Raw genomic sequence first — 24324 nt, 5'->3', positions numbered from 1 at the left:
TTAAACCAAATAGAAGAATGTAAATACAAACACCCAAACTAAATCAACAAAGTGCCAGTATAAACCAACTTTTTCTACCATTAAGTAATGTCCTTTTTTCTCAAAAGTTCCATTAATTGTCATGATTAAAATGATGATGTTAATAATTACACCACTAAATACGTGGAAACCGTGGAAACCGGTAATTGTGAAAAATAAGTTTGCAAATTGTTGTGAAGCAACTAATGATACATCTTCTGGTTTAAGGAAGAAGTGTTTTAATTCTTCTGCTGAAGGAATATGTCCCCACCAGAAACCATCGTGGTGTAAGTGAGTCCATTCAATTGCCTGACAGCCTAAGAACATGAAACCACCGATAATGGTTGCAATCATCCAGCCGATAACCTCTTTTTTAGAACGCCTGTGACCTGCCTCCACCGCTAAAACCATGGTTACCGAACTCATGATTAAGATAAAGGTCATGATACCTACGAAAACTAATGGAGCGCCATGTTCAGCGATACCTGGAATAGATTGGAAAACCTTATCTGGAGCTGGCCATGTTAATTTAGAAAAACGCTGAGCGCCGTAGTAGATCAATAAAGATGAAAAGGTAAAAGCATCTGACAAAAGGAAAAACCACATCATGATTTTACCATATTCTACCGACCACGGAGAACGACCACCATTCCATGGTCCGGTTTTAACTTGATCTAATTGTGATACTGCATTCATTTGGAAATAGTATAATAGTTTGTTAACAAATTTAACGGTTCAAAAGTAAAAAAACATACAGATATATCCATAATATATCTATAAAATGCCAAAAAATAGAAGCAATTTCCATTCTATACTGGACTTTGGCAACAGGGAGGCTTTTATAGCTACCTGCTAAAGCATTAATAATAAGGGCAACACCACCAATAATGTGCAAAAGGTGCATACCAGAAACCACATATATAAATGATATGGCTGCGTTGTTTCCTACCAGGGTTGCTCCGGTTCTAACCATACTTCCCCATGCATTAAACTGCATTACACCAAAAGCGATGGCTAATATTACGGTAATCCATAGCATATTGCGCTGTAAGCTGAAGTTTAGTTTCTTTAAAGCCTTAGAAGCAAGTACCAGAGTAATACTACTGGCAATAATAACCAGGCTAGAGTAAATAAAAGCATCGGGTAGCACTAAACCATGCCCTTTTCCTTTCGAAGCGGCAAATACCAGGTAATAACTGGTAAAACCACCAAACATAATTGTTGATGATACGACAAATAACCAAACAATAAATTTCCTTGGTTTAGGGTCAAACGTATCCTGCATCTTTTCCATTGTTAGCACCATAAATTATTTTGCTATAAAATTTAATAATAAGCCCAACTGTACGGCCGGGATGTAAAAAAACGAACAGAACATTACTTTCTTGGCATCGGCCAGTTCTCTGTTCATTAAAAGTTTAAAAGCGAGCCAGCTAAATATCAGCCCAGCGATTAATGATAAACCTGCGATGTAATAACCACCGAAACCATAAATGGTTGGCAATAAACTTACCGGAATTAAAACCAGCGTACTTAAAAAAGTTAGTAGTGCTGATGTTTTATCTCTTTTCTTGGTTGGCAGCAATCTAAACCCCGCTTTCTTATAATCATCGTCCAACACCCAGGCAATGGCCCAAAAGTGTGGAAACTGCCAAACAAACTGGATCAGGAATAAAATAACTGCTATATTGTAGTCAATTGCTTGAAACATTTCGGCTTTTAAGCTACCAAAAGCAGCCAAATAACCGATAAGCGGTGGTAACGCACCTGGAATAGCACCTACAAAAACAGCAATCGGCGATTTTCTTTTCAATGGCGTATAAGCAAAAGCATATAGCAGAATCGAAAATACAGAAAGCAAACCTGTTTCGAGGTTCAACTTCCCTAATAGCCAGGTACCTAAAAATGCCATAAAAACACCTAAAATCAGTCCCTGTCCGGTAGTCATTCTACCTGCAGGCATCGGGCGGTCTTTGGTTCTCGACATTAATTTATCCAGGTCTTTCTCTATAATCTCGTTAAAGCAGTTTGCTGCCGCAGTAACTAAAAATCCACCAGCAATTAAGATCAACCAATTTCCCCAATTAATAGAGTGGACAATGTTAGTTTCACCTAAAGCCATCATCTTCTTTACCCAAGCTGGATCATTACTCCTTGCAACCTGCATTTTCTGACCGATCAAAAAAGAGATTGATGCCGAAAACACCACCGTAAACGATAGTCTGAATTTGATCAGTTTAGAAAAATCTGAAAGATATTGTTTCAATTTTCTTAAATATTATTGTTTATATGTACTTGTTCGGTAAACCAATAAGTACAGGTAAAACTGTAAACTAAATAACAACGTAGAGAACAAAATATGCAATGCCTGCGCTGCCGGTGGGAAAGCTATATATGCTAATGCAAAACCACTTAATAACTGTATGAGGAGCGCTATTAACATAAACCTTGCCGTTAACAACGGAGCTGCTTTACCACTAAAACGGTCGATAACCATTTTATACACTACTGCATTGGCAATTACCACGAGTATAGCTAAATCGCGGTGATAAGAGAATACTTCTCCTACCTTCGAAATCCAGGTATTTTTGCTTCCATAAGACAGCGCCTTCGCAATAACATCTACCGCTTCTCTAACCTCGGTTCCTAAAACAATTTGAACGGTACTAATTACAAGGGTAAAGAACAAAAATCCTTTTAGCCAGGCAATGCGGTACATAATTACAGAAGGTGTCTTATTCAATTGCTTCGCATAATTGTAGGTATAAATAGATATCGCTAAAATAACCAGCGCCAACAACATGTGTACGGTTACCACCCATTGCGCCAGATTAGTAGAGACCACTATAGAGCCTAACCAGCCCTGGTATCCTACTACAAAGAGATTCAGGATGCTGAGTACAATAATGCGTTTAGCTGTTTTGCGGTAGGTAAAAGAATAAACTACTGTTAAAAACAGGAATATTCCCGCGGCTACCCCAGCCAGTCTGTTCAAGTATTCTGTCCAGGTTTTAGTTGGATTAAACTCCTCAGGTATCGTGATACTCTTATCATGCCTGATACTATCAGCCAAGGCTACTTTGCCTATGCTTTCCAGATATTTGGCAAATTTTTCATTCTTTTTTAACCTACCTGCTACATACTTTTCTTTGTAATTGGCAGGCAGTTGCGATACATCAGTTGGCGGAATATAGCGATCGAAACATTTTGGCCAATCCGGACAACCCATGCCCGATCCGGTACTGCGTACAATACCACCAGCTAGTATAACCAATAGCGTAACTATGATGGTTATAAGATTAACTCTAATGAAACGTTGTTCTGATCTGCTGACCATATATCTATTAAGATGAAAAGGGTATCCGGATAAGCAGAAACTTAATCAGATACCCCTTTTAAAATTGTATTTAAGCTTATAAACTAGCCTTTGTTTTCTGCAACAGGGTTAGCTAGTTCCCAATCTTGTTGTATTTTTTCTGCTTCTGCATTTCCTTCAAAATCGTGAGGCAAGTTAGAGCTCATGGTTTGAGAGAAAGGAACTGTTTGAGGAATAAAATCTGCATCATGACCAGGTTTGCTATAATCATATGGCCATCTGTAAACCGTAGGAATTTCTCCCGGCCAGTTACCGTGAAGGTGTTCTACTGGTGCAGTCCATTCTAAAGTATTAGATTCCCAAGGATTTTGAGGAGATACTTTTCCTTTAAAGATTGAATAGAAGAAGTTAAACAAAAACGCTACCTGAGCAAGTGCTGCCATAATAGCTGCCCATGTTACAAATACGTTAACGGTTAACCATTTCTTCATAAATTCGAACTCGGTAAATGCATAGTAACGACGAGGTACACCATCTAAACCTAAGAAGTGAAGCGGAAAGAATACCAGGTAAGCTGCAATGAAAGTTAACCAGAAGTGTAAATATCCTAATTTGGCATTCATCATTCTACCAAACATTTTAGGAAACCAGTGATAAACACCCGCAAGCATACCGAAGATTGCTGCAGATCCCATTACCAGGTGGAAGTGGGCAACAACAAAATAGGTATCGTGTAAGTTAATATCCAATGAAGCATTTCCTAAGAAGATACCAGTTAAACCACCAGAGATAAAGAATGAAACTAAACCAATAGCAAATAACATTGCCGGAGTGAAACGGATGTTACCACGCCATAATGTAGCTAAGTAGTTAAATGTTTTTACAGCCGATGGTACAGCGATAATCAAGGTGGTAATCATAAACACACCACCCAATAATGGATTCATACCTGTTACAAACATATGGTGACCCCATACGATGAACGATAATACCGTAATACCAATTAAAGAGTAAACCATCGCATGGTAACCAAAGATTGGTTTACGTGAATTTACAGAGATTACCTCAGACGAGATACCCAATGCAGGCATAATTACAATATATACCTCAGGGTGACCTAAGAACCAAAATAAGTGTTGCCATAAAATTGGAGAACCACCTTCATTTGGTAAAATATCGGTACCAAATACAAGATCAGATAGGTAAAAACTTGTTCCAAAACTACGGTCGAATACCATTAACACCACACCAGCTACAAGAACAGGGAATGATAAGATACCTAAAATAGCAGTCAAAAAGAAAGCCCAAATGGTCAATGGCATTTTCCAAAGGTCCATACCTTTAGTACGCATATTTAAAATTGTACTTACATAGTTAATACCACCCATTAAAGACGATGCTACGAAAAGTACCATACTGATTAACCATAAAGTCATACCTAAACCAGAACCTGGCATTGCTTTAGCTACAACCGATAATGGCGGATAAACCGTCCAGCCACCTGATGCAGGTCCTGTTTGGATAAAGAATGATGACATCATTACCACACAAGCAGTAAAGAAGAACCAGTATGAAAGCATGTTTAAGAATGGCGATGCCATATCTCTAGCTCCAATTTGAAGCGGAATAAGTAAGTTACTAAAGGTACCGCTCAATCCGGCGGTTAGTACAAAGAATACCATGATGGTACCATGAATGGTTACCAAAGCCAGATAAAAGTCGGGTTTAATACGACCACCTTCAGCCCATTTACCTAAAAATGTTTCTAAGAAAGGGAAGTTTTGATCTGGCCATGCCAATTGAATACGGAATAAAATTGATAAGCCCATTGCTATTACCGCCATAATAATACCGGTAATCAAAAATTGCTTGGCAATCATTTTATGATCCATACTAAAGATATACTTTGAAATCAAAGTCTCTTTATGATGCCCATGATCAGCGTGATCGTGATTGTGTTCGTCGTGTAATGCTATTGTTGACATAATTCGTTCGCTCCTGCTTAATATTATTTATTTAAAGCCATTTGGTTAGTTTTCGCAGCTACTGAATCTGTTGCTGCTGAATCTGCTACTGATTTTACAGGTGCAGGTGCCACTGGCAAATTAAATTGTTTTCTTAAATCGTCGTTTAAGTATGTTTTTTGTTCTGCAATCCAGGTTTTGTATTCAGCCTCAGAAACTACGCGTACCACTTTTTGCATGTTGTAGTGCCCAGCCCCGCAAATTTTAGCACAGAAGAAAAGGTACTTAAAGTTAGGATCGTTGGTTTCTTGCTGCATTTCTGCAGTAGTTTTTGTAGGCGTAAACTCAAATATAGTTCTCATGCCCGGTACGGTATTTAACTGTACTCTGAAGTGTGGCATATAAAAACTGTGAATTACATCTTTACTGGTTAAAATCAGTTTAACTGGTTTGCCCACAGGAAGCACCATCTCATCAGCCATTTCATCATCACGAGAGTTTATATCTTTAAAATCGATACCCAATGTATTGCTAGCTGTTGTTAGTTTGTAATTTTTATTACCTACTATTCCATCAGCTCCAGGATAACGGATAGACCATTTAAACTGCTCAGAAGTAACTTCAATCTGTAATGGTTTGTTATTTGGATCTTCAACTTTGAAGAAAATAGATCTCCAGGTTAAGAAACCCATTAATACCAAAACGGTTAATACTAAAGCCGGAACAATCGTCCAGATTTTCTCAATCGTATTATTGTGTGGGTAGTAGTAAGCTTTTCTTTTAGCTGAGTATTTATAGATATAAGAAAATCCGAATAATAAAATGTGTGTAACTACAAACACAATAGTGGTAATGATTAATGTTAAATTAAACATTTCATCAATTTTCTTTCCGTGCTCAGATGCTGCATCGGGAAGTAACATGGCACCATGCACCGTATATTCCCAATATACACCATATAAACCGATCACTAAAAACAGCGCAAATAAACTTGCGTGTACCCTGTTCCAGTTAATACCAACAGGCTTACCTTGTGCTTCACGGCTTAATTCATATACTTTTATTGCTTTACCAATAATTGCAATGAATAAGCATATGGCAAGGAAAACCAGAATATAAAATATTACCGATTTATAAACCTCGCCCATATCAACTTTCGGTGCCGCGGCAGCACCTGTTGCTGCATCTTGCGCAAATACGCTAGTGTTTGCAAAAACAGTAATCAATACTGCTAAAGCTGCGGTCGTTTTATTCGTTATAAACTTTCTTAAACTCATTTTCTTAAAAGTAGTACGCTGTACTGCTAATTATAATAATAATTAAATATTTGCTTTATCTTATCACCACTACAGTTGATGATGCAAACTTTCTTGTAATAATGGGTGATTCTTGGCAATTAAAGGTTTTTTGCTTAATGATGTTAAAACCGTAAAGGTAAACAATCCTACGAAACCTAATGCTGTACCAATTTCAATAATACCGAAACCATTATGTCCTTCTTCTACCGCTCCTGGCATAATCATTTGGTAATAATCTACCCAGTGACCTAAAAGTACCACGATAGAAACGAACAATAATTTCGCATCAGTCCTTTTGTTGTCTCTATCCATTAATAATAATACTGGCGCTAAGAAGTTCATGGCCAGGTTTAAGAAAAACCAGAACTTGTAATACTCGAAGCGTTTGTAAAAATATACAGTCTCTTCAGGCATGTTTGCATAGTAGATCAATAAGAATTGAGCAAACCATACATATGTCCAGAAGATAGAGAAACCAAAGATAAACTGACCTAAATTGTGCAAGTGGCTATTATTAACCCATTGCATATAACCTGCTCTTCTTAATAAGATAAGAATAATAGCAATAGTAGCTAAACTGCTTACCCACATAGCGGCGAAGTTATACCAACCGAACATGGTGGAGAACCAGTGCGCTTCTAATGACATTACAGTATCGAAAGCAAAAATCGGCGTTGTAAAACCGTAAATTACAAGGAAGATACAAGCATTTTTAAAGCTTTTTCTGTAAGAATTTAAACCGCCTGCTAAATCTTCATTATAAGAAAATTTAACAAACATGATCGAAAATATACTGTAAATACCTAAGAACACCACCTGGCGGCCTAAGAAAAAAGGTACATTTAAGAACACCGATTTACCAGCAATTAATGAATCATAATTAGGGCTGTTTGGATCTGTTAGTCCTTCAGCATGCCAGTGGTGGTATAAGTTATGTGTGTACAAACCAGCCGAAATTACGACAATAAGTATTACGGCTGCAATAGGCAATGTTTTTGCCATAGCCTGTGGTACACGTAAAATTGATGCAGACCAACCTGCTTGAGCTACATATTGAACAGCCAGGAAAAATGTACCCGACATACAAACGCATGCAAAGTAATATGCCATAAGCAACAGGTTAGCAAAAGTACGCTCGTGCATTACTTTATCGCCGGCTAAGAAACCGAACAACACAGCTGCAACACCGATAACGATACCAACAATGCTTAAGGTTTTTACTTTACCTGTAAACTCAAACTGTTCACTAAAATTAATATTGTGAGTTCCCATTTATATTCTGCTTTACTATTGTCCTTTTTGTAATTGTTGAACATACATCACCACTTTCCAACGATCTGTTGGTGAGATTTGCGAAGCATGCGAGCCCATGTTATTTACACCGTATGTAATGGTGTGGTAAATTTTACCTGCGGTAAGATCAACCATGTTACCACCTCTGGATGATGCGCCTGTTTGATAAGCAGGTACCCCACTAAATTTCTCAATTTTAACTAAGTGTCCTTGTCCATCACCTTTTTCTCCGTGGCAAGGGCTACAGAAAACGGTAAATAAGTGTTTACCCTGAGCTAAATTAACAGTATCTACTGGTAAAGGGTTAACCATGCTCACTCCTGCTGCTTCATATCCTTCTTTTGTATTAGGATACTCATCATATTCAGTAAAACCTACCGGTTTAGTATGTGCAGGTGGCAACTGAGCTGTTTTACCATCTTTAAAATTTTTGTTTGGTTGATCCGGATTGTAAGCAATCGGATCATACATGTTTCTGGCATATTCTAAGCCAGTACTGCGTTTATCTTTACAGGCAGAAAAGGTAGCTGCAAAAGCGATAGCTAAAAACGCTGTGTAAACAAATTTATTCTTATTCATAGCTAATGTACTTCCTTTCATTATACTTTATTTCTAAAGCACCTGCATCTTTTAATAATCCATCAATTACAGTATGTTCTACATTGTCTTTTGCATCAACTGCAATAACAAAACGATCATCAGTAGCACGTAAATCCATCACTCTTGGTGCTCTTCCCGGAAATAAGTGAGTAGATGCATAATAAGTTAACACCATACCGAAAGCACAGAATAATACTGTAAGCTCGAACATTATCGGAATAAAATCCGGCAATGCAAACGATGGTTTACCACCGATGTTTACTTTCCAATCGATTACTGCGCAGAAATAAATCAAAGCAAAAGCTGCACAAGTTCCTGTTATACCAAAGCAAAAAGCTGCGATATCGATTCTAGATCTTTTAATTCCTAATTTGGCTTCTATTCCGTGTATAGGCATTGGTGTATATACATCATGAATGCTGATGTTATTTTCCTGAAGTTTGTCGATGCCATGCATCATTTCATCAGGATCGCCAAAGCTGCCTAAAATATATTTGATATCACTCATTGTTATATTTTTGCGTAATCTTCTTGTTTAACACTATCAAATTTCTCTAAAGACTCTACGTATTCAGCAACGTATTCTTTATTCTCATGCCCTTCTTTAATCTGTTTCATTTTAGCTTGCTCACTTGCAGTTTTTAATAATAATTTAACCTCTGCGATAGCGATTGAAGGCAATACCCTTAAGAATAATAAGAATAAAGTAAAGAACAAACCAATTGAACCTACGAATACACTGATATCAACCCACGTTGGATAGAACATTGCCCAACTTGATGGAATATAATCCCGGTGTAACGAAGTAACGATAATTACGAAACGCTCAAACCACATACCTACGTTTACTACGATTGATAGTATCCAGGTAGCACGGATGCTTAAACGGATTTTTTTGAACCATAATAGTTGTGGTGAGATTACGTTACAAGTCATCATCATCCAGTATGCCCACCAGTATGGACCGGTAGATCTGTTGATGAAGGCGTATTGCTCATACTCAGAACCTGAATACCAGGCGATGAAAAACTCTGTTAAATAAGCTACACCTACAATAGATCCTGTTAAGATGATGATTTTATTCATCGACTCGATATGGAACATGGTGATGTAGTTCTCTAAACCCAATACTTTACGTGCAACCAATAATAAGGTTAATACCATCGCAAATCCAGAGAAGATCGCTCCAGCAACGAAGTATGGAGGGAAGATGGTAGTGTGCCATCCTGGAATTACCGATGTTGCAAAGTCCATTGATACAATGGTGTGTACTGAAAGTACCAATGGTGTAGAAATACCTGCTAAGATTAACGACACCGCTTCGAAACGTTGCCATGTTTTAACGCTTCCACTCCATCCAAAAGAGAAGATAGAATAGATTTTTCTACGTGTACCCACTGCACGGTCGCGGATGGTAGCGATATCTGGTAATAAACCCGTGTACCAGAATAATAATGATACAGAGAAGTAAGTCGAGATCGCAAACATATCCCATACCAATGGTGAGTTAAAGTTTACCCAAAGTGATCCAAACTGGTTTGGTAAAGGTAAAACCCAATAAGCTAACCAAGGACGGCCCATGTGTGATACAACGTAAGTTGCTGCGCAGATAACCGCAAAGATAGTCATTGCCTCTGCAGAACGGTTGATGGAGTTACGCCAGTTCTGACGGAAGAGTAATAGTACTGCTGAAATTAGTGTTCCAGCGTGACCGATACCTACCCACCATACGAAACCGGTGATATCCCAAGCCCAACCTACTGTTTTATTTAAACCCCAAGCTCCGATACCGTTCCAAAAGGTGTAGCTTACTGCAACCACCCAAAGTAAAGCGCCTAATGAAGCAAAGGTGAAACCAATCCACCAAGCCTTGTTCGGCTTGTTTTCTACCGGGCCTAAAATATCATCCGTAATTTTTGCATACGTGATGTTATCTCCGGTAATTAATGGTTCTCTAAGTATTGATTCGTTATGTCCTGACATAATTTGTATTTTCTTTATACTAAAGCTTACGCTTGTACTGTTGTATCTGTATTTCTAATTTTTGTCATGTAGCCGATACCCGGTTTCACATTGATTTCTTCTAATACGTAGTAGATACGCTCAGAACGCAATGCTTTTGAAACCTCTGAATTTGGATCGTTTGCATCACCAAATACAATCGCATTTGCTGAACAAGCTTCCTGACAAGCCATTTTAATATCGCCATCTTTTAATGGACGTTTCTCCATTTTAGCTTGTAATTTGCCACCTTGTATCCGTTGGATACACATAGAGCATTTTTCCATCACACCACGTGAACGTGTAGTTACATCAGGATTTAAAACCAATTGGGTAAACTCGTTATTTAAATAGTTATCGAAACGTGAATCGTTCCAGTAGTTAAACCAGTTAAAACGACGTACTTTATACGGACAGTTGTTTGCACAATAACGTGTACCTACGCAACGGTTATAAGCCATGTGGTTTAAACCATCACTTGAGTGTACTGTTGCCAATACCGGACAAACGGTTTCGCAAGGTGCGTGATCACAGTGTTGGCATAACATGGGCTGGTGAACCACAGAAACATGATCTAAGTCTTCTAACTTAGCAATTTCTTTCTCTCTGGTTACATCACCTGTTGGGGTTTCGTAGCTGTAATAACGGTCGATACGGATCCAGTGCATTTCACGACGACGGCGAACCTCATCGCGGCCTACAACAGGAATATTGTTTTCTACGTTACAAGCAACAATACAAGAACCACAACCCGTACAGGCATTCAAATCGATTGCCATAACCCAGTTGTTACCTGGTTTTTCGTATTGATCCCAAAGATCGTAATCTTTATGCTCGCCTTTTTCGTTACCAGCTCCAGGGTTTTTCAAGTACTCTTTAAAAGTAGCTTCTTTAATTACTGCACGGCCTTCGAAAGAGTGGTGAGTTTGTGTTTGAGCCAATTCGTAATAACCGCCCGTTGGGGTAATGGTTACCGAAGTAGCATATTGGAAAGTTCCATTTACAAAAGAAACAAAAGGGAAAGCATTTTTACCCACATCGTTACCAGCTTTACCAACTTTGGTACGGCCATAACCTAACGCGATAGATGCAGTTCCCTGTGCTTGTCCTGGTTGGATCAATACCGGAAGATCTACTGAATATCCGTTACTAGCTTTAACCGTTACAACATCAAATTCTTTAACTTTTAATTTCTCAGCAAATTTTGGTGCAAGTGCAACATAGTTATCCCAGGTTACTTTAGAAACCGGATCAGGTAATTCCTGTAAAAATGCATTGTTTGCATTTTTACCATCACGCATCGGGATGCTTTCGTAAACCTGTAATTCTACTTCTTTAGCTAGTGCTTTGCTGCTGCTCACGATTGAAGTAGCAACTTGTGCTAAAGATTGAGTGAATGAATAAGCTGCAGCAGGTTTTGCTGTTGTAGTAACTACACCTTTATCTAAAACTTCTTCCCATTTCAAACCAACAGCCGGTAACATTTTAGCTTCCCAATTGCTGCGTACAAACTGATAGTAGTCTTTAACAGGAGCATCAGCCCAGGTTAATAAACTCTCTTCAGCCTGGCGGCTATTGAAAACAGGATTAATAGTTGGCTGAACGATAGAATAATATCCTTCGTAAGCGTTTGCATCACCCCATGATTCTAAGTAGTTATGGTTAATTGCAATAGCATCACAAGCGGTCGCGGTTTCATCTGCACGATCAGAGAATGAAATTTTAGCAGGAACCTTAGCTAATGCATCGGTAAATGCTTTTGCATTTGCAGTATCGTAAACTGGGTTACTGTTTAAGAATAAAACAGCGCCAACTTCGCCACGGCTCATTTCAGCAATTAAACCATTAAATTCGGCATCGTTGCCTGCATATAAATAACAAGGGTTATCTAAATTAATAGTGGTACCATAACTTCCGATAGCGGCATTAATGGCATTTACCAAAATCTGAGTAGAAACATCGTTCGAACCGCAAACTACCAGGCCTTTACCTTTAGCTTGTACTAATTCTTTAGCCACTAATTTAATTACTTTATCAGCAGTGGTATTATTACCTAACGTTCCGCCAGGTAAAGCACCACCAGTAATTGCATTATATAAAGCAATTAAAGCAGGTCCCTCTTCCGATAATTTAACCGGAACACGGGTATCTGCATTAGAACCTGTTAAGCTCATTCCACTTTCAAACTGAATGTGGCGGCTCATTTTTTTATTTTCTAACGATTTGTAGTCACGATTAGCTGTATATTGAGCAGTAAACTCTTCCCCGCTAATCCAGGTACCTAAGAAATCGGCACTGAAACTTACAATTAAATCGGCTTTATCAAAGTTGTATTTTGGTAATACTGCCTTACCGAAACTGTTTTGGTTAGCCTGGATAATACCAGTATAAGAAACCGCATCGTACTGAACCAATTTAGCAGCAGGATATTTTGCAATAAACTGTGCAATAACGGCATTAGTTGATGGGCTGTTTACGGTTGATGCTACAATACGGATTTTCTTTCCACCCGCCTGTGCTTTTGCCAACTCGCCTTTTACAAAGCTGTCGATTTTTGCCCAGGTAGTTTCTTCAACCTTTCCGTCTTTTACTAAAGCTGGTGCTTTTAGTTTAGATACATCATATAAATCTAAAACCGAAGCCTGCGCTCTTGCATCTGTACCACGGAAAAACTCCCCAGCATTAGGATTTGGTTCAATTTTAATTGGGCGTCCCTCTCTTGTTTTAACTAAAATACTCTGGCCATTAAAGCTCGAAGTATAATAGTTAGGAATACCCGGAGTAACCTCTTCAGGTTTTACCAGGTAAGGAATAGATTTATGAACAGGGGCAGTTTGACAGGCTGCCAAAGTTACTGCACCTAAACCAAAACCTAACGCCTTTAAAAAGTCGCGGCGTGGGGTAACGGTACTTAACCCTGCTTCATTTAAAACATCTTCTATTGGAAGTGGCTCGGCGAATTCGTTTTTGCTATTCTTAACAAAATCGGGTGTATTGTTATACTCCTCTAAGCCTTTCCAGTATTTTTTGTTGCTTTCCATTTAAGCTATATTACTGTTTATTCGAACGTTCTTACTAAACTCTATCTATTAATAGTGGCATTTACCACACTCTAAACCACCCAATAACGCTGGTGTAATTTTCTCGCCTTTTTTAATCTTTTCGTGCGCTTCGATAACCTTAGCGTAGAAAGCATTATTTTTCTGACCAGAAATATCTGTTTCTTTATGGCAGTTAATACACCATTTCATGGTTAATGGAGAATATTGGTAAATTTCTTCCATGGTATTAACCGGACCGTGACAGGCGAAACACACAGGCTCTGTTGGTTGTAAACCTTTTGCTTTACGAATTGCATCTTCTGCAACCACAACGTGTTGTGAGTGATTGAAGTAAGCAAAATCTGGTAGGTTGTGAACACGTACCCACTCCATTGGCTTAGCTTTACTCTCATCATATTTCTGAGTCTCCGGATCGTAACCTAAAGCATTGTAAATCTTTTTAATTTCCGGAGAAATTTCACCTTCATACTTATCTCTTGCCTGCACTGCTTTATGGCAGTTCATACAAACATTTAAGGATGGGATAGTAGCATTTTTCGATTTAAATGCGCCGTTGTGGCAATACTGACAATCGATTTGATTGATCCCAGCATGTAACTCGTGGGAGAATTTAATTGGCTGTACTGGTTGGTAACCGGTGTGAACACCAGTGTTCCACATACCCATCCAACCGAATGAGCCTAAACAGATGATTAAACACAAGATAAAGAACATCACAAATTTCTTGTTTTTGAACATCTTGCGGATACCAACCTTTAATGGTACATCCTCTTCAATCTCGATACCTTGTTTCTGTAAAATTAAGCGCTCTAACAGTTTAGAAGCCCGACCTAAGATTACCAAAACAACAATCGCCAATACAACGATAGCTACAATACCTGCAATTGATAAACCTGAAGTGCCTTCCTCCTTAGCTGAAGAAGAAGAAGCAACAGTTGCATCACCTTTTGGCTTAGGCTCACCTTCTTGAATGTAAGCTAAAATATCTTTAACTTTAGTTTCATCCAACTCAGGGAAAGAAGTCATTGCTACTTTACCATTGTCGTTGAATAATTTAACCGCCTCCGGATTTCCCGATGCGACCAATCCCTGAGAATTAGGAATCCACTTTAAAAGGAATTCTTCTGAATGGCGATCGGTTACTCCAGTTAAGGCTGGACCGACTAATTTCGCATCTAAGGCGTGGCATGACGAACATTTAGCTTTGAAAAGCGTTCTCCCCTCTTTAGCATCCTGCGCGTTAACAGTCGAAACCGCTATTACAGAAATTGCTGAAAATACGAATAACGACTTCCAAACGCTTTTTAAAATCATCGAGATATCTCTCATAATGAACACTTTATACTTATTTAATTTACTTTTTGTTGTGAACTTGATGCCTGAGCTATTGTAGCCCCATCAAAACTTGAACAAAAGTATAACTTATTAATAAATCCCATGACATAATAGTGACTGGAAATACAATTTATAATCATTCTAAACAAATGCCGATTCTGGCCACTGAGACAATAAAAATGCCCATTTTTGACACTTTATCTCAAATGGGCATAACAAAACAATTTTGTTTTATTAAAATGTTATCCTTATTGTTTTAGTATCCAGGCAAACATTAATGGTGCAACGATTGTCGCATCGCTTTCTACAATAAATTTCGGTGTGTGAATATCTAATTTACCCCAGGTAATTTTTTCATTTGGAACGGCTCCGGAATATGAACCATAAGATGTAGTGGAATCAGAAATCTGGCAGAAATAACTCCAGAAAGGAATATTTTCCATTTCCATATCCTGATAAAGCATCGGAACTACACAGATTGGAAAATCTCCTGCAATACCGCCACCAATTTGGAAGAAACCAATTCCCTTACCAGCGCTATTGGCAATATACCAGTTTGCTAACCAGCCCATGTACTCAATTCCACTTTTCATGGTAGTAGCTTTAAGCTCCTCTTTCATTACATATGAGGCAAAAATATTACCCATTGTAGAATCTTCCCATCCCGGAACTACAATTGGCAGGTTCTTTTCTGCCGCAGCAAGCATCCACGAGTTTTTAGGGTCTATTTCATAATATTGTTCCAAATCGCCGCTTAAAAGCATTTTGTACATAAACTCATGTGGAAAATATCTTTCACCCGCAGTATCTGCATCTTTCCATATTTTATGAATATGTTTCTGCAGACGACGGAAAGCCTCTTCTTCAGGGATACAGGTATCAGTAACACGGTTGTAATGGTTCTCTAAAAGATCCCACTCGTCCTGCGGGCTTAAATCACGATAGTTTGGTACACGTTTATAATGTGAATGTGCTACCAGGTTCATAATATCTTCTTCAAGGTTTGCACCAGTACAAGAAATAATAGCCACTTTATCCTGGCGAATCATCTCTGCAAGTGAAATTCCCAATTCTGCAGTACTCATTGCACCAGCAAGTGTGATCATCATTTTACCACCTTCATCTAAATGCGTTTCGTATCCTTTAGCCGCATCCATCATTGCCGCAGCATTAAAATGGAGGTAATTACGCTCCATAAACTGAGATATTGGTCCTCTTGTATTGCTCATTTCGTTTTGTATTGTTTGCCGCAAAAATAGGTATTTAGGCCGAAAGGTTAAAACGTAAAAGCGTTTAGCGTTTGGAGCATGGCGTTTGGAGCATGGCGCTTAGGGCATGGCGCCAATTAACTGATATAAAATTAGCATATCATTCTCTCACAATTCGTCATCCTGAACTTGTTTCAGGATCTTTTATGGAAATTGAGCTAATATCTTTTATTTGAAAAGCAGCTGAAGTAGCATTTATCAAAGCCAGCCCGGCTTTTCGGTACAAGTCCTCGGCTCGTGCCTCACCTGTGGGCTTTCTCCTTCAATCCGGTTTAGGTGGCTGCAGACAGCGGAAATAATGCAGTTGGCAATTGACAGTTTGCAGTTATTAAAGAACAATAACCAGCTAACATGCCAGTTGGAAGTTTGGCGCTTGGAACCGATTTAAACAATTAACACATCTCTAGTGATTGTCATCCTGAGCGTAGTCGAAGGATCTTTTATTTGAAAAAGCTTTGCAGTAGCTTTTATTAAAGGTAGCCCGGCTTTCCGGTACAAGTCCTCGGCTCGTACCTCACCTGTGGGCTTTCCCCTTCAATCCGGTTTAGATGGGACACGTCGTGCTACTATTAAAGCTTCCCCCACCCCACGCTAAAAAGCAATAGCATTATGCGCTCTGCAACCTCAAATAGTAAGATATCCTGGCCACATAAACCCGATCGGAAGCGGTATCCCGATTTTTCATCGGGATTTAGCAGAGAGCGGGACTGAATAGGCCTAAATGCTGCTGTGCCTGCTTTCCAAAAAAATAAGATAACAGTGTCAATAATATAGTTGGCAATTGACAGTTGCAGGTATTAATGAATAATAACCAGCTAACACGTCAGTTGGGAGTTTGGCGCTTGGAACCGATTTAAACAATTAACATATCTCTAGTGATTGTCATCCTGAGGGTTAATTTCTTGTATAAAAATCAATATAAATGACTGCGTGATTTTAGTGGGTTGATAGGCTGCGAGGGATCGTCATTCCCAACTCGATTGGGAATCTTAATGCAAGCGCTTTAAGATTCCCGCCTGCGCGAGAATGACGACCACACTAATGGATTCTGTCAATGGTAGCATATCCTGTCCACCTAAACCCGACCTTAGCGAGATGCTCCCAATTTTTTCAATTAGAGCAGAAGCGTGGGCGGGACTATACTAAAACTAAATGCTACTGTACTTGCTTTCAAAAAAACAATAAAATAACCGTTAATATAAGAATTCGCTTCAAAGTGATTAACTGAACGATTAACCAAAATGTAGTTTTCAATAGGCAGTTTGCAGTCACCAACGAACAAATGACCAGTGAACATCTGAGTTTGGAGTGGAGCGTTTGGCGTTTGGAGTCAGTTAACCAATTTAAAAAATTAACCAAAATGTAGTTTTCAATTGGCAGTTTGCAGTCACCAATGAACAAATGACCAGTGAACTAATGAACTATTACTTAATTTCCTTTTCTTTGCCTTGATGAAAAAATATTATCTAGTTATTTTACTCGCCCTCATCTCAGGAAGTTCCTTTGCGCAAATGAAACTAATCAGAAAGATGCTCTCGAATGAAAAAGATACTACCCGCAAAGCCAGCTTTTTACCACTGCCGGCTTTCGGCTATAGTCAGGAAACAGGTTTCGAATTTGGGGTTGGCGCTATTTATTCCTTTTATATTAATAGAAAAGATACTTTGAACAGGAGTTCTAACTTTTCATTAAATACAACCTACTCCACAAAAAAAACAGCTAATCTTGCCTTAAAAGGTGATGCCTGGACAAAAGGAAATAAATACCACTTTATTGGCGATATCCGCTTCAAAAACCAACCCTTCAATTTTTACGGTATTGGCAATAATGCACAAAAGGTAGATGAGGATAAACTAGATCAAAGGGTTTTCAAGGTGCTTTTCGATGCAGAAAAGAATATTGTACCTAAGGCTTATACAGGTGTTTCGCTGGGTTTTGAAAATTACCGCTTTATAGATAAGGAAGTTGGTGGCATTTTTACCACTAACCCACAGATTTTAGATAAAGATGGTGGCTCTGTAGCCTGGATAGGTGCATCGCAGAGTTACGACACACGGAACAGCAATAATTACCCAACAAAGGGCTTTTTTGGTAGGGCAACCTATCAGTACGCACCCGATTTTTTTGGAGGCGATAGTTTTAACGGCTCGCAGATCAAATTAGATCTTCGTGGTTTCTTCAGTTTGGCACCAAAAGTAGTTTTAGGCGTACAGGGCATTTTTTACACCATCCAAAGCAAAAGCACACCATTTTATTTATTACAACAATTAGGTAACGACCAAATGATGCGTGGTTATTATAGTGGCCGTTACCGCGATGAAAACCTGATGGCCGCACAAGCCGAAATCCGTTACCGTTTTATGAACCGTTTTGGTATCGTAGCTTTTGCCGGTACGGGTAAAGTATTTTCAAATGGCCAATTTAACGGCGACGGGCTAAAACCAAACTTTGGAATTGGTGGCCGCTACTTTTTTGATCCTGCAAAAGGTTTAAGTGTAAGGGTAGATTACGGAATAGGTGAAAAATTACCAAACGAGAAACGCCAAGCAGGATTTTATATCAGTTTAGCGGAAGCGTTTTAGAAGAATGGAAATGGATTGTAAGGGCTTTAGATTATCATCCTGTCCGTTTATACTCGCTTTGTCATCCTGAGCGTAGTCGAAGGATCTTTAACCACAGATTCATACAGATAAAATTATTGCAACGGAAACACAGAAAGCACGCAGAATATTTATTAATCATCAACCTGTCAGATTTGTCATCTACGCTAGTCGGGATTTGTAGTCCCGTTTGCAGAACTAAGGATTAAAAATCCTTAGTTCTGTATATCATTTCCCATGGTAAAGCATCAAAACTTTCCCATCAGACTTCTGTATTTCAATATGTGGCACACCACCATCCATACCTTTTCCTAGGGTTCCATCAACCACCCAAATTTTATCATCCTTCAATGTTGAAATAAAAGGTTTCTTTTCAAGCACTTTCTCTCCATAAATCCTGACAAAAAACACCTGTGCAAGCTGAACCGCGGTTGTACTATCAGGCACATAGCCTTGGCCCATATCCCATTTCCTTGTGTTTACTTCAGGTTTGCATTTCATAAACAATGTAGTCAGGATAAAAGCAATCAAGAATAATGGAATGGCTTTGTAATTTGCTGACATTTCTTTTAATTTATTTAACAACCCCTTTTCGAAAAAGCAACAAAGCCATCTAAAATCAGGTTACTGATCCTTCTGATATTTTTCTCCTGGTTGATATAATCAAGCGTCTTACTGTCGGATATATTTCCAAGCTCAATTAAAACCGCTGGTGCCTTCGATTCTCTCAATAAAAACAGACTTCCGTTTTTTAAAGAATCTCTTACTTCCATTCCATTAAGCTGTTTCAGTTTGCTTAAAATACCGGCACCTAAATCTTCAGCACTTTTAATATTGCTATTTTGTTTAGAAACATACACCTCAATACCATTAAAAGGAACGCTAATACCCGAAAGTACTGCATTGTGGTGGATCGAAATAAATGCAGTAACATCCTGTTTAGGTAAACGGTCTTTAAGTGTTAAAAATTGATCGGTATTTCTGGTTAATATCACCTTAATTCCTCTTTTTGCTGCTTCTTCTTTAAGAATTTTTACCGCCCTTAAATTGAGGTCTTTTTCCTTTTGCCCATCTAATGCAGTAACCGCCCCGTCTTTACCCCCATGCCCGGCATCAATAACCAATATAGGCTCTACTTCATTAAAAGCAGTATTTGGATTAACTTTAATATCGCTATTTAAATACCTCATGGCATAAACATTTGGCTTTATCGGCGCATCTGCCGATGCCTGGTTTCCGGCTAATGTTTTCTCAACCATAATTTCTTTGCGGTTTATAAATGCCATACAGCAAATCATTAAAACCGGAATAATGGCTAAATAGGCAAGCTTTTGCAGCTTTGTGTTTGGTTTTTTATACAACATCATGATTCTATTTTTTAGTGGAAGTTTACTAAAACTATTAATGGCTAAATTTTTAGCTGGCATAGCCAGGTTTAAAAGTAAAGAAGCATAAACCTTCTTATCTGCAATTTTAGCAATTTCACGGTCGGCCAGAAATTCGTGGTTATGATTAATGGCACTCCGCCAGAAATAAATAATAGGGTTAAACCAAAGGATTGCGGTTACGAGATTAACCAAAAGTTTGTCCAATGCATGCAGCTGCTCTACATGGATCGATTCGTGTTTAATTACCAGTTCTTTTTCATCAGATTGTAATGACGAATCGACAATGATCTGATTAAAAAAAGAACAGTTTTTTATACCCGATTGCTGATCAACCAAAATAACAGCTCCATCTCTATTTAAAGTATATTTACGCAGTTGGATCTGGATGCGTGCCATCATAAAGAACATCCTAAAAATCAGGATGGCTAGAATAGAACAATAGCCATACACAAGCAATTGACCCCAGTTTAGGTTATGGTGAGTAACGCTGCCTTCATCTATAAAATCCTGCTCCACAAAACCATCATTGCTATACCCTATTTTTGAGGGAATCTCCTGACTGGCTACCACTACTTCATGACGATTTTCGATGGTAACTGCCGGAATACTAAAGCTAAACACCAGCATCATTAACAAATAAGCACGATTCAGGTTAAAAAACGTAAGCCTGGCCAGCAACAACTGGTAAGCGGCAAAAAATATCAGCGTACAAGCTGAAACCTTTAATAAGTAAATTAAAATCATGGCTTTGGATCTTGGTTAATGATTTTTTTAATTTCTTCTATATCTTTTTCACTTAGTTTTTCCTCTTTTACCATAAACGATAAAAGGCTGGTTGGAGAATTATCAAAATAACCAGAAAACAATTTGGAAAAGGTAGTTTTGGCATATTCATCTTTGGTAATGGCCGGAAAGTATTCGTAAGTTTTTCCATAAGCCTTATAATTAACATAACCTTTCTTCTCTAAAAGCCTAACAATTGAGGAAATGGTATTGTAAGGTGGTTTAGGCTCCTCTTCCAGTTCATCAATAATATCTTTCACAAATGCCTTTTGCAGTTTCCATAAAACCTGCATAATACGTTCTTCTGCTTTGGTTAATTCTTCCATACTCAAATCTATAACTTATTTTTCAGTTTTACAACTAAAAAACAAGTTATATTACTGAAAAACCAGTTTAAAATCATAAAACACTGAATTACAGATAAATAAAAATCTTATATTCTCTATTTGAAAACAATAGGATTGTGATTCCTGGCAATTGAAGCCCTGCCATTCGCTTTATCCCGAAGAAACCTGTGAAACAAGCAAACACACAATAAAAAACAAAAGAATCGTGCTTAAATCGGGATGCTCGCTGCTGGCAGGTTTATAACAGAAAAGCTTGCTCCTGGCATGGAGCCAAAGGTATTTATCCCTTGTTCTTAAACCCGATCGAAGCGGGATGCCGATTTTTTTCAATTGGCAGAAGCGGGAGCGGGACTGAAGCCTGCCAAAAGAGCTGGATTGTACATTTCCTATCCCATCATTAACATTTTTTATTTGAAAACGAACGGCCTTTGGTTCTTGGCTATTGTAGCCCTGCCATACGCTATAGCCCTCATAAAAAATTCGGGGCTACCGCTGCTGTCAGGTTTATAACCGAAAGGACTGCTCCTGAAATGGTGCCAAAAGTATTTATCCCTTGTTCTTAAACCCGATCGAAGCGGGATGCCAATTTTTTCAATTGGCAGAAGCGGGAGCGGGACTGAAGCCCGCCAAAAGAACAGGACTGTTCATTTCCTATCCCATACATTAACATTTTTTATTTGAAAACGAACGGCCTGTTGTTCTAGGCTATTGTAGCCCTGCCATACGCTATAGCCCTCATAAAAAATTCGGGGCTACCGCTGCTGTCAGGTTTATAACCGAAAGGACTGCTCCTGAAATTGAGCCAAAAGTATTTATCCCTTGTTCTTAAACCCGATCGAAGCGGGATGCCAATTTTTCAATTGGCAGAAGCGGGAGCGGGACTGAAGCCCGCCAAAAGAACAGGACTGTTCATTTCCTATCCCATACATTAACATTTTTTATTTGAAAACGAACGGCCTGTTGTTCTAGGCTATTGTAGCCCTGCCATACGCTATAGCCCTCATAAAAAATTCGGGGCTACCGCTGCTGTCAGGTTTATAACCGAAGGACTGCTCCTGAAATTGAGCCAAAAGTATTTATCCCTTGTTCTTAAACCCGATCGAAGCGGGATGCCAATTTTTTCAATTGGCAGAAGCGGGAGCGGGACTGAAGCCCGCCAAAAGAATTGAACCACTCATTTCCTATCCCATACATTAACATTTTTTCTTTGAAAACGAACGGCCTTTGGTTCTTGGCTATTGTAGCCCTGCCATACGCTATAGCTCTCATGAAAAATTCGGGGCTACCGCTGCTGTCAGGTTTATGACCGAAAGGACTGCTCCTGAAATTGAGCCAAAAGTATTTATCCCTTGTTCCTAACCCGATCGAAGCGAGATGCCGATTTTTTTCAATTGGCAGAAGCGGGAGCGGGACTGAAGTCCGCCAAAAGAACTGAACTGCTCATTTCCAAAAAACTACGATTACTAAAGAACCAGCCAAGGCCAGACCAAACTTACGAAGTTCTCCTTCGCTTAGGCCTTTCTAAACTTCGTAAGTTTTTCCAAAAAGAAATTATTTGCTTAAGCCTGCTAATGCATTGATGGTTAAAGCTACAATTACAGTATTAAAGATAAAGGCGATTAAACTATGTAAAAGGGAAAGCCGTCTGATCCTTCTGCTCGAAATTTCGACATCAGAAACCTGGAAAGTCATGCCCAACACGAAAGAAAAGTAGGCAAAGTCAATAAAATCGGGCTCATCATCTCCAGGAAATTCCAGCCCTGCTCCTTTTTTATCCATATGTTTCTTCTTATCGTCGCCATAATAAAGGTGTGCATAACGCATGCTAAAGGTAGTGTGCACCAAAAACCACGACAAAAACATCCCTGTAATGGCCACTACGAGATCGAGCGGTTCAATATCTTTATTCATTAACAGCAGCACTACAGCGAGTAAACCCGCAAAGGTAGATACCACCACAATGGCAAAAATTTCGCCCCGTGTTTCATCTTGCATTTTAGCTTTAAGATGTGTTTCGGCGACTGAGGTATGAAAAAACATATACCAGTGGAGGGTAATGAGCATTAAACAAAACGCATCCCAACCAAACATGATATGCGTAAGCGCACTCATTTTAATAAAAAGCGACACCAAATAAAAAGCAATTCCCGAAAATAAGCTAATCAACAAAATAAACATTGCTGATCTTTTCTGAATACCTTCTAACTGGGGTTCAACATTCATTTTTTTAAAATTTAAGCTTAAAGTGTTCCTTTGCCTGTCCTTTTTTAAAGTAAACCAAACCAATCCAGAATAGATCTACGGTTAACGTAACATCAGGATGGTTTTTAATTTCTGCCCAGGCTTCCTTCATGCCCTCGCTCCAATAAATATCGTCAAAAATGAGCAGCGAATTCTCATTAATTTTAGGTAAACACCATTTAAAATAATTCAGGGTAGCATCCTTACGGTGGTTACCATCAATGTAAACGAAATCTAAACTTGGTTGTTTGGCAATAATATCAGGCAGGATTAAATCAAAATTGCCCACATGAAGTTCGATATTCTCTAAATTTAGATCCTGGAAATTTTTCTTCGCCACTTCAGCCGTTTGCGGACAACCTTCTATCGTGATCACTTCGGTCTGAGGATCTGTCTTAGCAAGATAAGCGGTGGTAATACCCAAACAGGTACCCAATTCTATTGCACTTTTTGCCTGGGTATTTTTAGCTAGCCGATAAATAAGCTTGGCCAACCTCGGACTTTTTAACGCATTCTTGGCAATCTGACTTACCTTCTTTGTACGGTTTTTATTGAGGTGAGAACCCGCCCCAAGGTCTGTAACGGTGATTATCGAATCGTCATTAAAAAGTTTTTTTCGCTGTTCTTCTATGTTTTTGTATTCAGATTTGTCGGTAAAATCGTAAATTACCTCATCAGCGAGCTTGTACACGAATGGTGAGTGCGTTCCATGTCGGCTTTTTGCTGTTAAACGGTGTTTAAGGTAATCTGTAATAAATTGAAATAGCATAATATTGCAAAAGTAATTAAACACTGCAAACGTAGGTATGT

The 24324-nt window shown here is 38.7% G+C and carries 19 protein-coding genes; 1 reads left to right on the top strand and 18 read right to left on the bottom strand.

All coding sequences use genetic code 11. The features are described from left to right. From QF042_RS04625 to QF042_RS04565, 13 genes are all read right to left on the bottom strand, one after another. Complete coding sequence (locus tag QF042_RS04625) at nucleotides 1–714, bottom strand: cytochrome c oxidase subunit 3 (protein WP_215130621.1); 714 nt, start codon at nucleotides 712–714, stop codon at nucleotides 1–3. A 31-nt stretch (nucleotides 715–745) separates the two neighbouring features. After that, a complete protein-coding gene (locus QF042_RS04620; protein ID WP_307525809.1) occupies nucleotides 746–1312 on the bottom strand; it encodes a cytochrome c oxidase subunit 3 in 567 nt (188 codons plus the stop codon). Between the two features lie 15 nt (nucleotides 1313–1327). Next, on the bottom strand, nucleotides 1328–2284 hold the full coding sequence (gene cyoE / locus QF042_RS04615) for a heme o synthase (protein WP_307525807.1): 957 nt from the start codon (nucleotides 2282–2284) through the stop codon (nucleotides 1328–1330). Nucleotides 2285–2296: 12 nt separating this feature from the next. Further along, nucleotides 2297–3355 carry a heme A synthase gene (locus QF042_RS04610; protein WP_307525805.1) on the bottom strand — a complete coding sequence of 353 codons (1059 nt, stop codon included), beginning with the start codon at nucleotides 3353–3355 and terminating at the stop codon, nucleotides 2297–2299. Nucleotides 3356–3438: 83 nt separating this feature from the next. Continuing rightward, nucleotides 3439–5319, bottom strand: a complete 1881-nt coding sequence (locus QF042_RS04605) for a cbb3-type cytochrome c oxidase subunit I (protein WP_307525803.1) — start codon at nucleotides 5317–5319, stop codon at nucleotides 3439–3441. A 23-nt stretch (nucleotides 5320–5342) separates the two neighbouring features. Then, nucleotides 5343–6575, bottom strand: coding sequence for a cytochrome c oxidase subunit II (locus tag QF042_RS04600; RefSeq protein WP_307525801.1), 1233 nt, complete (start codon nucleotides 6573–6575; stop codon nucleotides 5343–5345). A 69-nt stretch (nucleotides 6576–6644) separates the two neighbouring features. Beyond that, nucleotides 6645–7868, bottom strand: coding sequence for a quinol:cytochrome C oxidoreductase (locus QF042_RS04595; protein WP_307525799.1), 1224 nt, complete (start codon nucleotides 7866–7868; stop codon nucleotides 6645–6647). A gap of 15 nt (nucleotides 7869–7883) precedes the next feature. After that, entirely contained in the window at nucleotides 7884–8489 is a 606-nt protein-coding gene (locus QF042_RS04590) for a cytochrome c (protein ID WP_057931704.1), read from the bottom strand. After that, the gene (locus tag QF042_RS04585; RefSeq protein ID WP_307525797.1) at nucleotides 8461–8997 is read right to left on the bottom strand and encodes a DUF3341 domain-containing protein; all 537 of its coding nucleotides are present in this window, start codon (nucleotides 8995–8997) and stop codon (nucleotides 8461–8463) included. The genes QF042_RS04590 and QF042_RS04585 overlap by 29 nt, the downstream gene beginning before the upstream one ends. Nucleotides 8998–8999: 2 nt before the next feature. Further along, nucleotides 9000–10472 (bottom strand): NrfD/PsrC family molybdoenzyme membrane anchor subunit, encoded by a 1473-nt coding sequence (nrfD, locus tag QF042_RS04580; RefSeq protein ID WP_307525795.1) that lies wholly within the window; start codon nucleotides 10470–10472, stop codon nucleotides 9000–9002. A 26-nt stretch (nucleotides 10473–10498) separates the two neighbouring features. Beyond that, nucleotides 10499–13531 carry a TAT-variant-translocated molybdopterin oxidoreductase gene (locus tag QF042_RS04575; RefSeq protein WP_307525793.1) on the bottom strand — a complete coding sequence of 1011 codons (3033 nt, stop codon included), beginning with the start codon at nucleotides 13529–13531 and terminating at the stop codon, nucleotides 10499–10501. 48 nt (nucleotides 13532–13579) lie between these two features. Then, a complete protein-coding gene (locus QF042_RS04570; protein ID WP_307525791.1) occupies nucleotides 13580–14881 on the bottom strand; it encodes a c-type cytochrome in 1302 nt (433 codons plus the stop codon). Nucleotides 14882–15135: 254 nt separating this feature from the next. Then, a complete protein-coding gene (locus QF042_RS04565) occupies nucleotides 15136–16116 on the bottom strand; it encodes a deoxyhypusine synthase family protein (protein ID WP_307525789.1) in 981 nt (326 codons plus the stop codon). Nucleotides 16117–17606: 1490 nt separating this feature from the next. Between QF042_RS04565 and QF042_RS04560 the strand changes: the two genes are divergently transcribed. Further along, on the top strand, nucleotides 17607–18737 hold the full coding sequence (locus QF042_RS04560; protein ID WP_307525787.1) for a BamA/TamA family outer membrane protein: 1131 nt from the start codon (nucleotides 17607–17609) through the stop codon (nucleotides 18735–18737). A gap of 246 nt (nucleotides 18738–18983) precedes the next feature. Here QF042_RS04560 and QF042_RS04555 read toward each other — a convergent pair whose 3' ends face one another. The 5 genes from QF042_RS04555 to QF042_RS04535 all read right to left on the bottom strand — a co-directional run bounded on the left by QF042_RS04555 (nucleotide 18984) and on the right by QF042_RS04535 (nucleotide 24283). Next, complete coding sequence (locus QF042_RS04555) at nucleotides 18984–19319, bottom strand: YbbC/YhhH family protein (RefSeq protein ID WP_307525785.1); 336 nt, start codon at nucleotides 19317–19319, stop codon at nucleotides 18984–18986. 14 nt (nucleotides 19320–19333) lie between these two features. Next, nucleotides 19334–20887 carry an N-acetylmuramoyl-L-alanine amidase gene (locus tag QF042_RS04550; RefSeq protein ID WP_307525783.1) on the bottom strand — a complete coding sequence of 518 codons (1554 nt, stop codon included), beginning with the start codon at nucleotides 20885–20887 and terminating at the stop codon, nucleotides 19334–19336. Further along, on the bottom strand, nucleotides 20884–21252 hold the full coding sequence (locus QF042_RS04545; RefSeq protein WP_108197999.1) for a BlaI/MecI/CopY family transcriptional regulator: 369 nt from the start codon (nucleotides 21250–21252) through the stop codon (nucleotides 20884–20886). Before QF042_RS04545 ends, QF042_RS04550 begins: the two co-directional genes overlap by 4 nt. A gap of 1572 nt (nucleotides 21253–22824) precedes the next feature. Next, nucleotides 22825–23496: a DUF1345 domain-containing protein gene (locus QF042_RS04540; protein ID WP_307525780.1), complete on the bottom strand. Its 672-nt coding sequence runs from the start codon at nucleotides 23494–23496 to the stop codon at nucleotides 22825–22827. A 4-nt stretch (nucleotides 23497–23500) separates the two neighbouring features. Beyond that, on the bottom strand, nucleotides 23501–24283 hold the full coding sequence (locus QF042_RS04535) for an O-methyltransferase (protein WP_307525778.1): 783 nt from the start codon (nucleotides 24281–24283) through the stop codon (nucleotides 23501–23503). Between the last annotated feature and the right edge of the window lie 41 nt (nucleotides 24284–24324).

The organism is Pedobacter sp. W3I1 (assembly GCF_030816015.1).
GTDB lineage: Bacteria > Bacteroidota > Bacteroidia > Sphingobacteriales > Sphingobacteriaceae > Pedobacter.
Note: the sequence above shows the minus strand (reverse complement) of the source record. Positions and strands in the feature narration are given on the sequence as shown.

What these genes read in the sequence shown, in the direction of transcription:
- QF042_RS04595 (WP_307525799.1), bottom strand. Translation starts at nt 7,868, where the DNA reads ATGGGAACTCACAATATTAATTTTAGTGAACAGTTTGAGTTTACAGGT.
- QF042_RS04565 (WP_307525789.1), bottom strand. Translation starts at nt 16,116, where the DNA reads ATGAGCAATACAAGAGGACCAATATCTCAGTTTATGGAGCGTAATTAC.
- QF042_RS04570 (WP_307525791.1), bottom strand. Translation starts at nt 14,881, where the DNA reads ATGAGAGATATCTCGATGATTTTAAAAAGCGTTTGGAAGTCGTTATTC.
- QF042_RS04540 (WP_307525780.1), bottom strand. Translation starts at nt 23,496, where the DNA reads ATGAATGTTGAACCCCAGTTAGAAGGTATTCAGAAAAGATCAGCAATG.
- QF042_RS04560 (WP_307525787.1), top strand. Translation starts at nt 17,607, where the DNA reads ATGAAAAAATATTATCTAGTTATTTTACTCGCCCTCATCTCAGGAAGT.
- QF042_RS04620 (WP_307525809.1), bottom strand. Translation starts at nt 1,312, where the DNA reads ATGGAAAAGATGCAGGATACGTTTGACCCTAAACCAAGGAAATTTATT.
- QF042_RS04575 (WP_307525793.1), bottom strand. Translation starts at nt 13,531, where the DNA reads ATGGAAAGCAACAAAAAATACTGGAAAGGCTTAGAGGAGTATAACAAT.
- QF042_RS04550 (WP_307525783.1), bottom strand. Translation starts at nt 20,887, where the DNA reads ATGATTTTAATTTACTTATTAAAGGTTTCAGCTTGTACGCTGATATTT.
- QF042_RS04555 (WP_307525785.1), bottom strand. Translation starts at nt 19,319, where the DNA reads ATGTCAGCAAATTACAAAGCCATTCCATTATTCTTGATTGCTTTTATC.
- QF042_RS04535 (WP_307525778.1), bottom strand. Translation starts at nt 24,283, where the DNA reads ATGCTATTTCAATTTATTACAGATTACCTTAAACACCGTTTAACAGCA.
- QF042_RS04590 (WP_057931704.1), bottom strand. Translation starts at nt 8,489, where the DNA reads ATGAAAGGAAGTACATTAGCTATGAATAAGAATAAATTTGTTTACACA.
- QF042_RS04610 (WP_307525805.1), bottom strand. Translation starts at nt 3,355, where the DNA reads ATGGTCAGCAGATCAGAACAACGTTTCATTAGAGTTAATCTTATAACC.
- QF042_RS04545 (WP_108197999.1), bottom strand. Translation starts at nt 21,252, where the DNA reads ATGGAAGAATTAACCAAAGCAGAAGAACGTATTATGCAGGTTTTATGG.
- QF042_RS04600 (WP_307525801.1), bottom strand. Translation starts at nt 6,575, where the DNA reads ATGAGTTTAAGAAAGTTTATAACGAATAAAACGACCGCAGCTTTAGCA.
- QF042_RS04585 (WP_307525797.1), bottom strand. Translation starts at nt 8,997, where the DNA reads ATGAGTGATATCAAATATATTTTAGGCAGCTTTGGCGATCCTGATGAA.
- nrfD (WP_307525795.1), bottom strand. Translation starts at nt 10,472, where the DNA reads ATGTCAGGACATAACGAATCAATACTTAGAGAACCATTAATTACCGGA.
- QF042_RS04625 (WP_215130621.1), bottom strand. Translation starts at nt 714, where the DNA reads ATGAATGCAGTATCACAATTAGATCAAGTTAAAACCGGACCATGGAAT.
- QF042_RS04605 (WP_307525803.1), bottom strand. Translation starts at nt 5,319, where the DNA reads ATGTCAACAATAGCATTACACGACGAACACAATCACGATCACGCTGAT.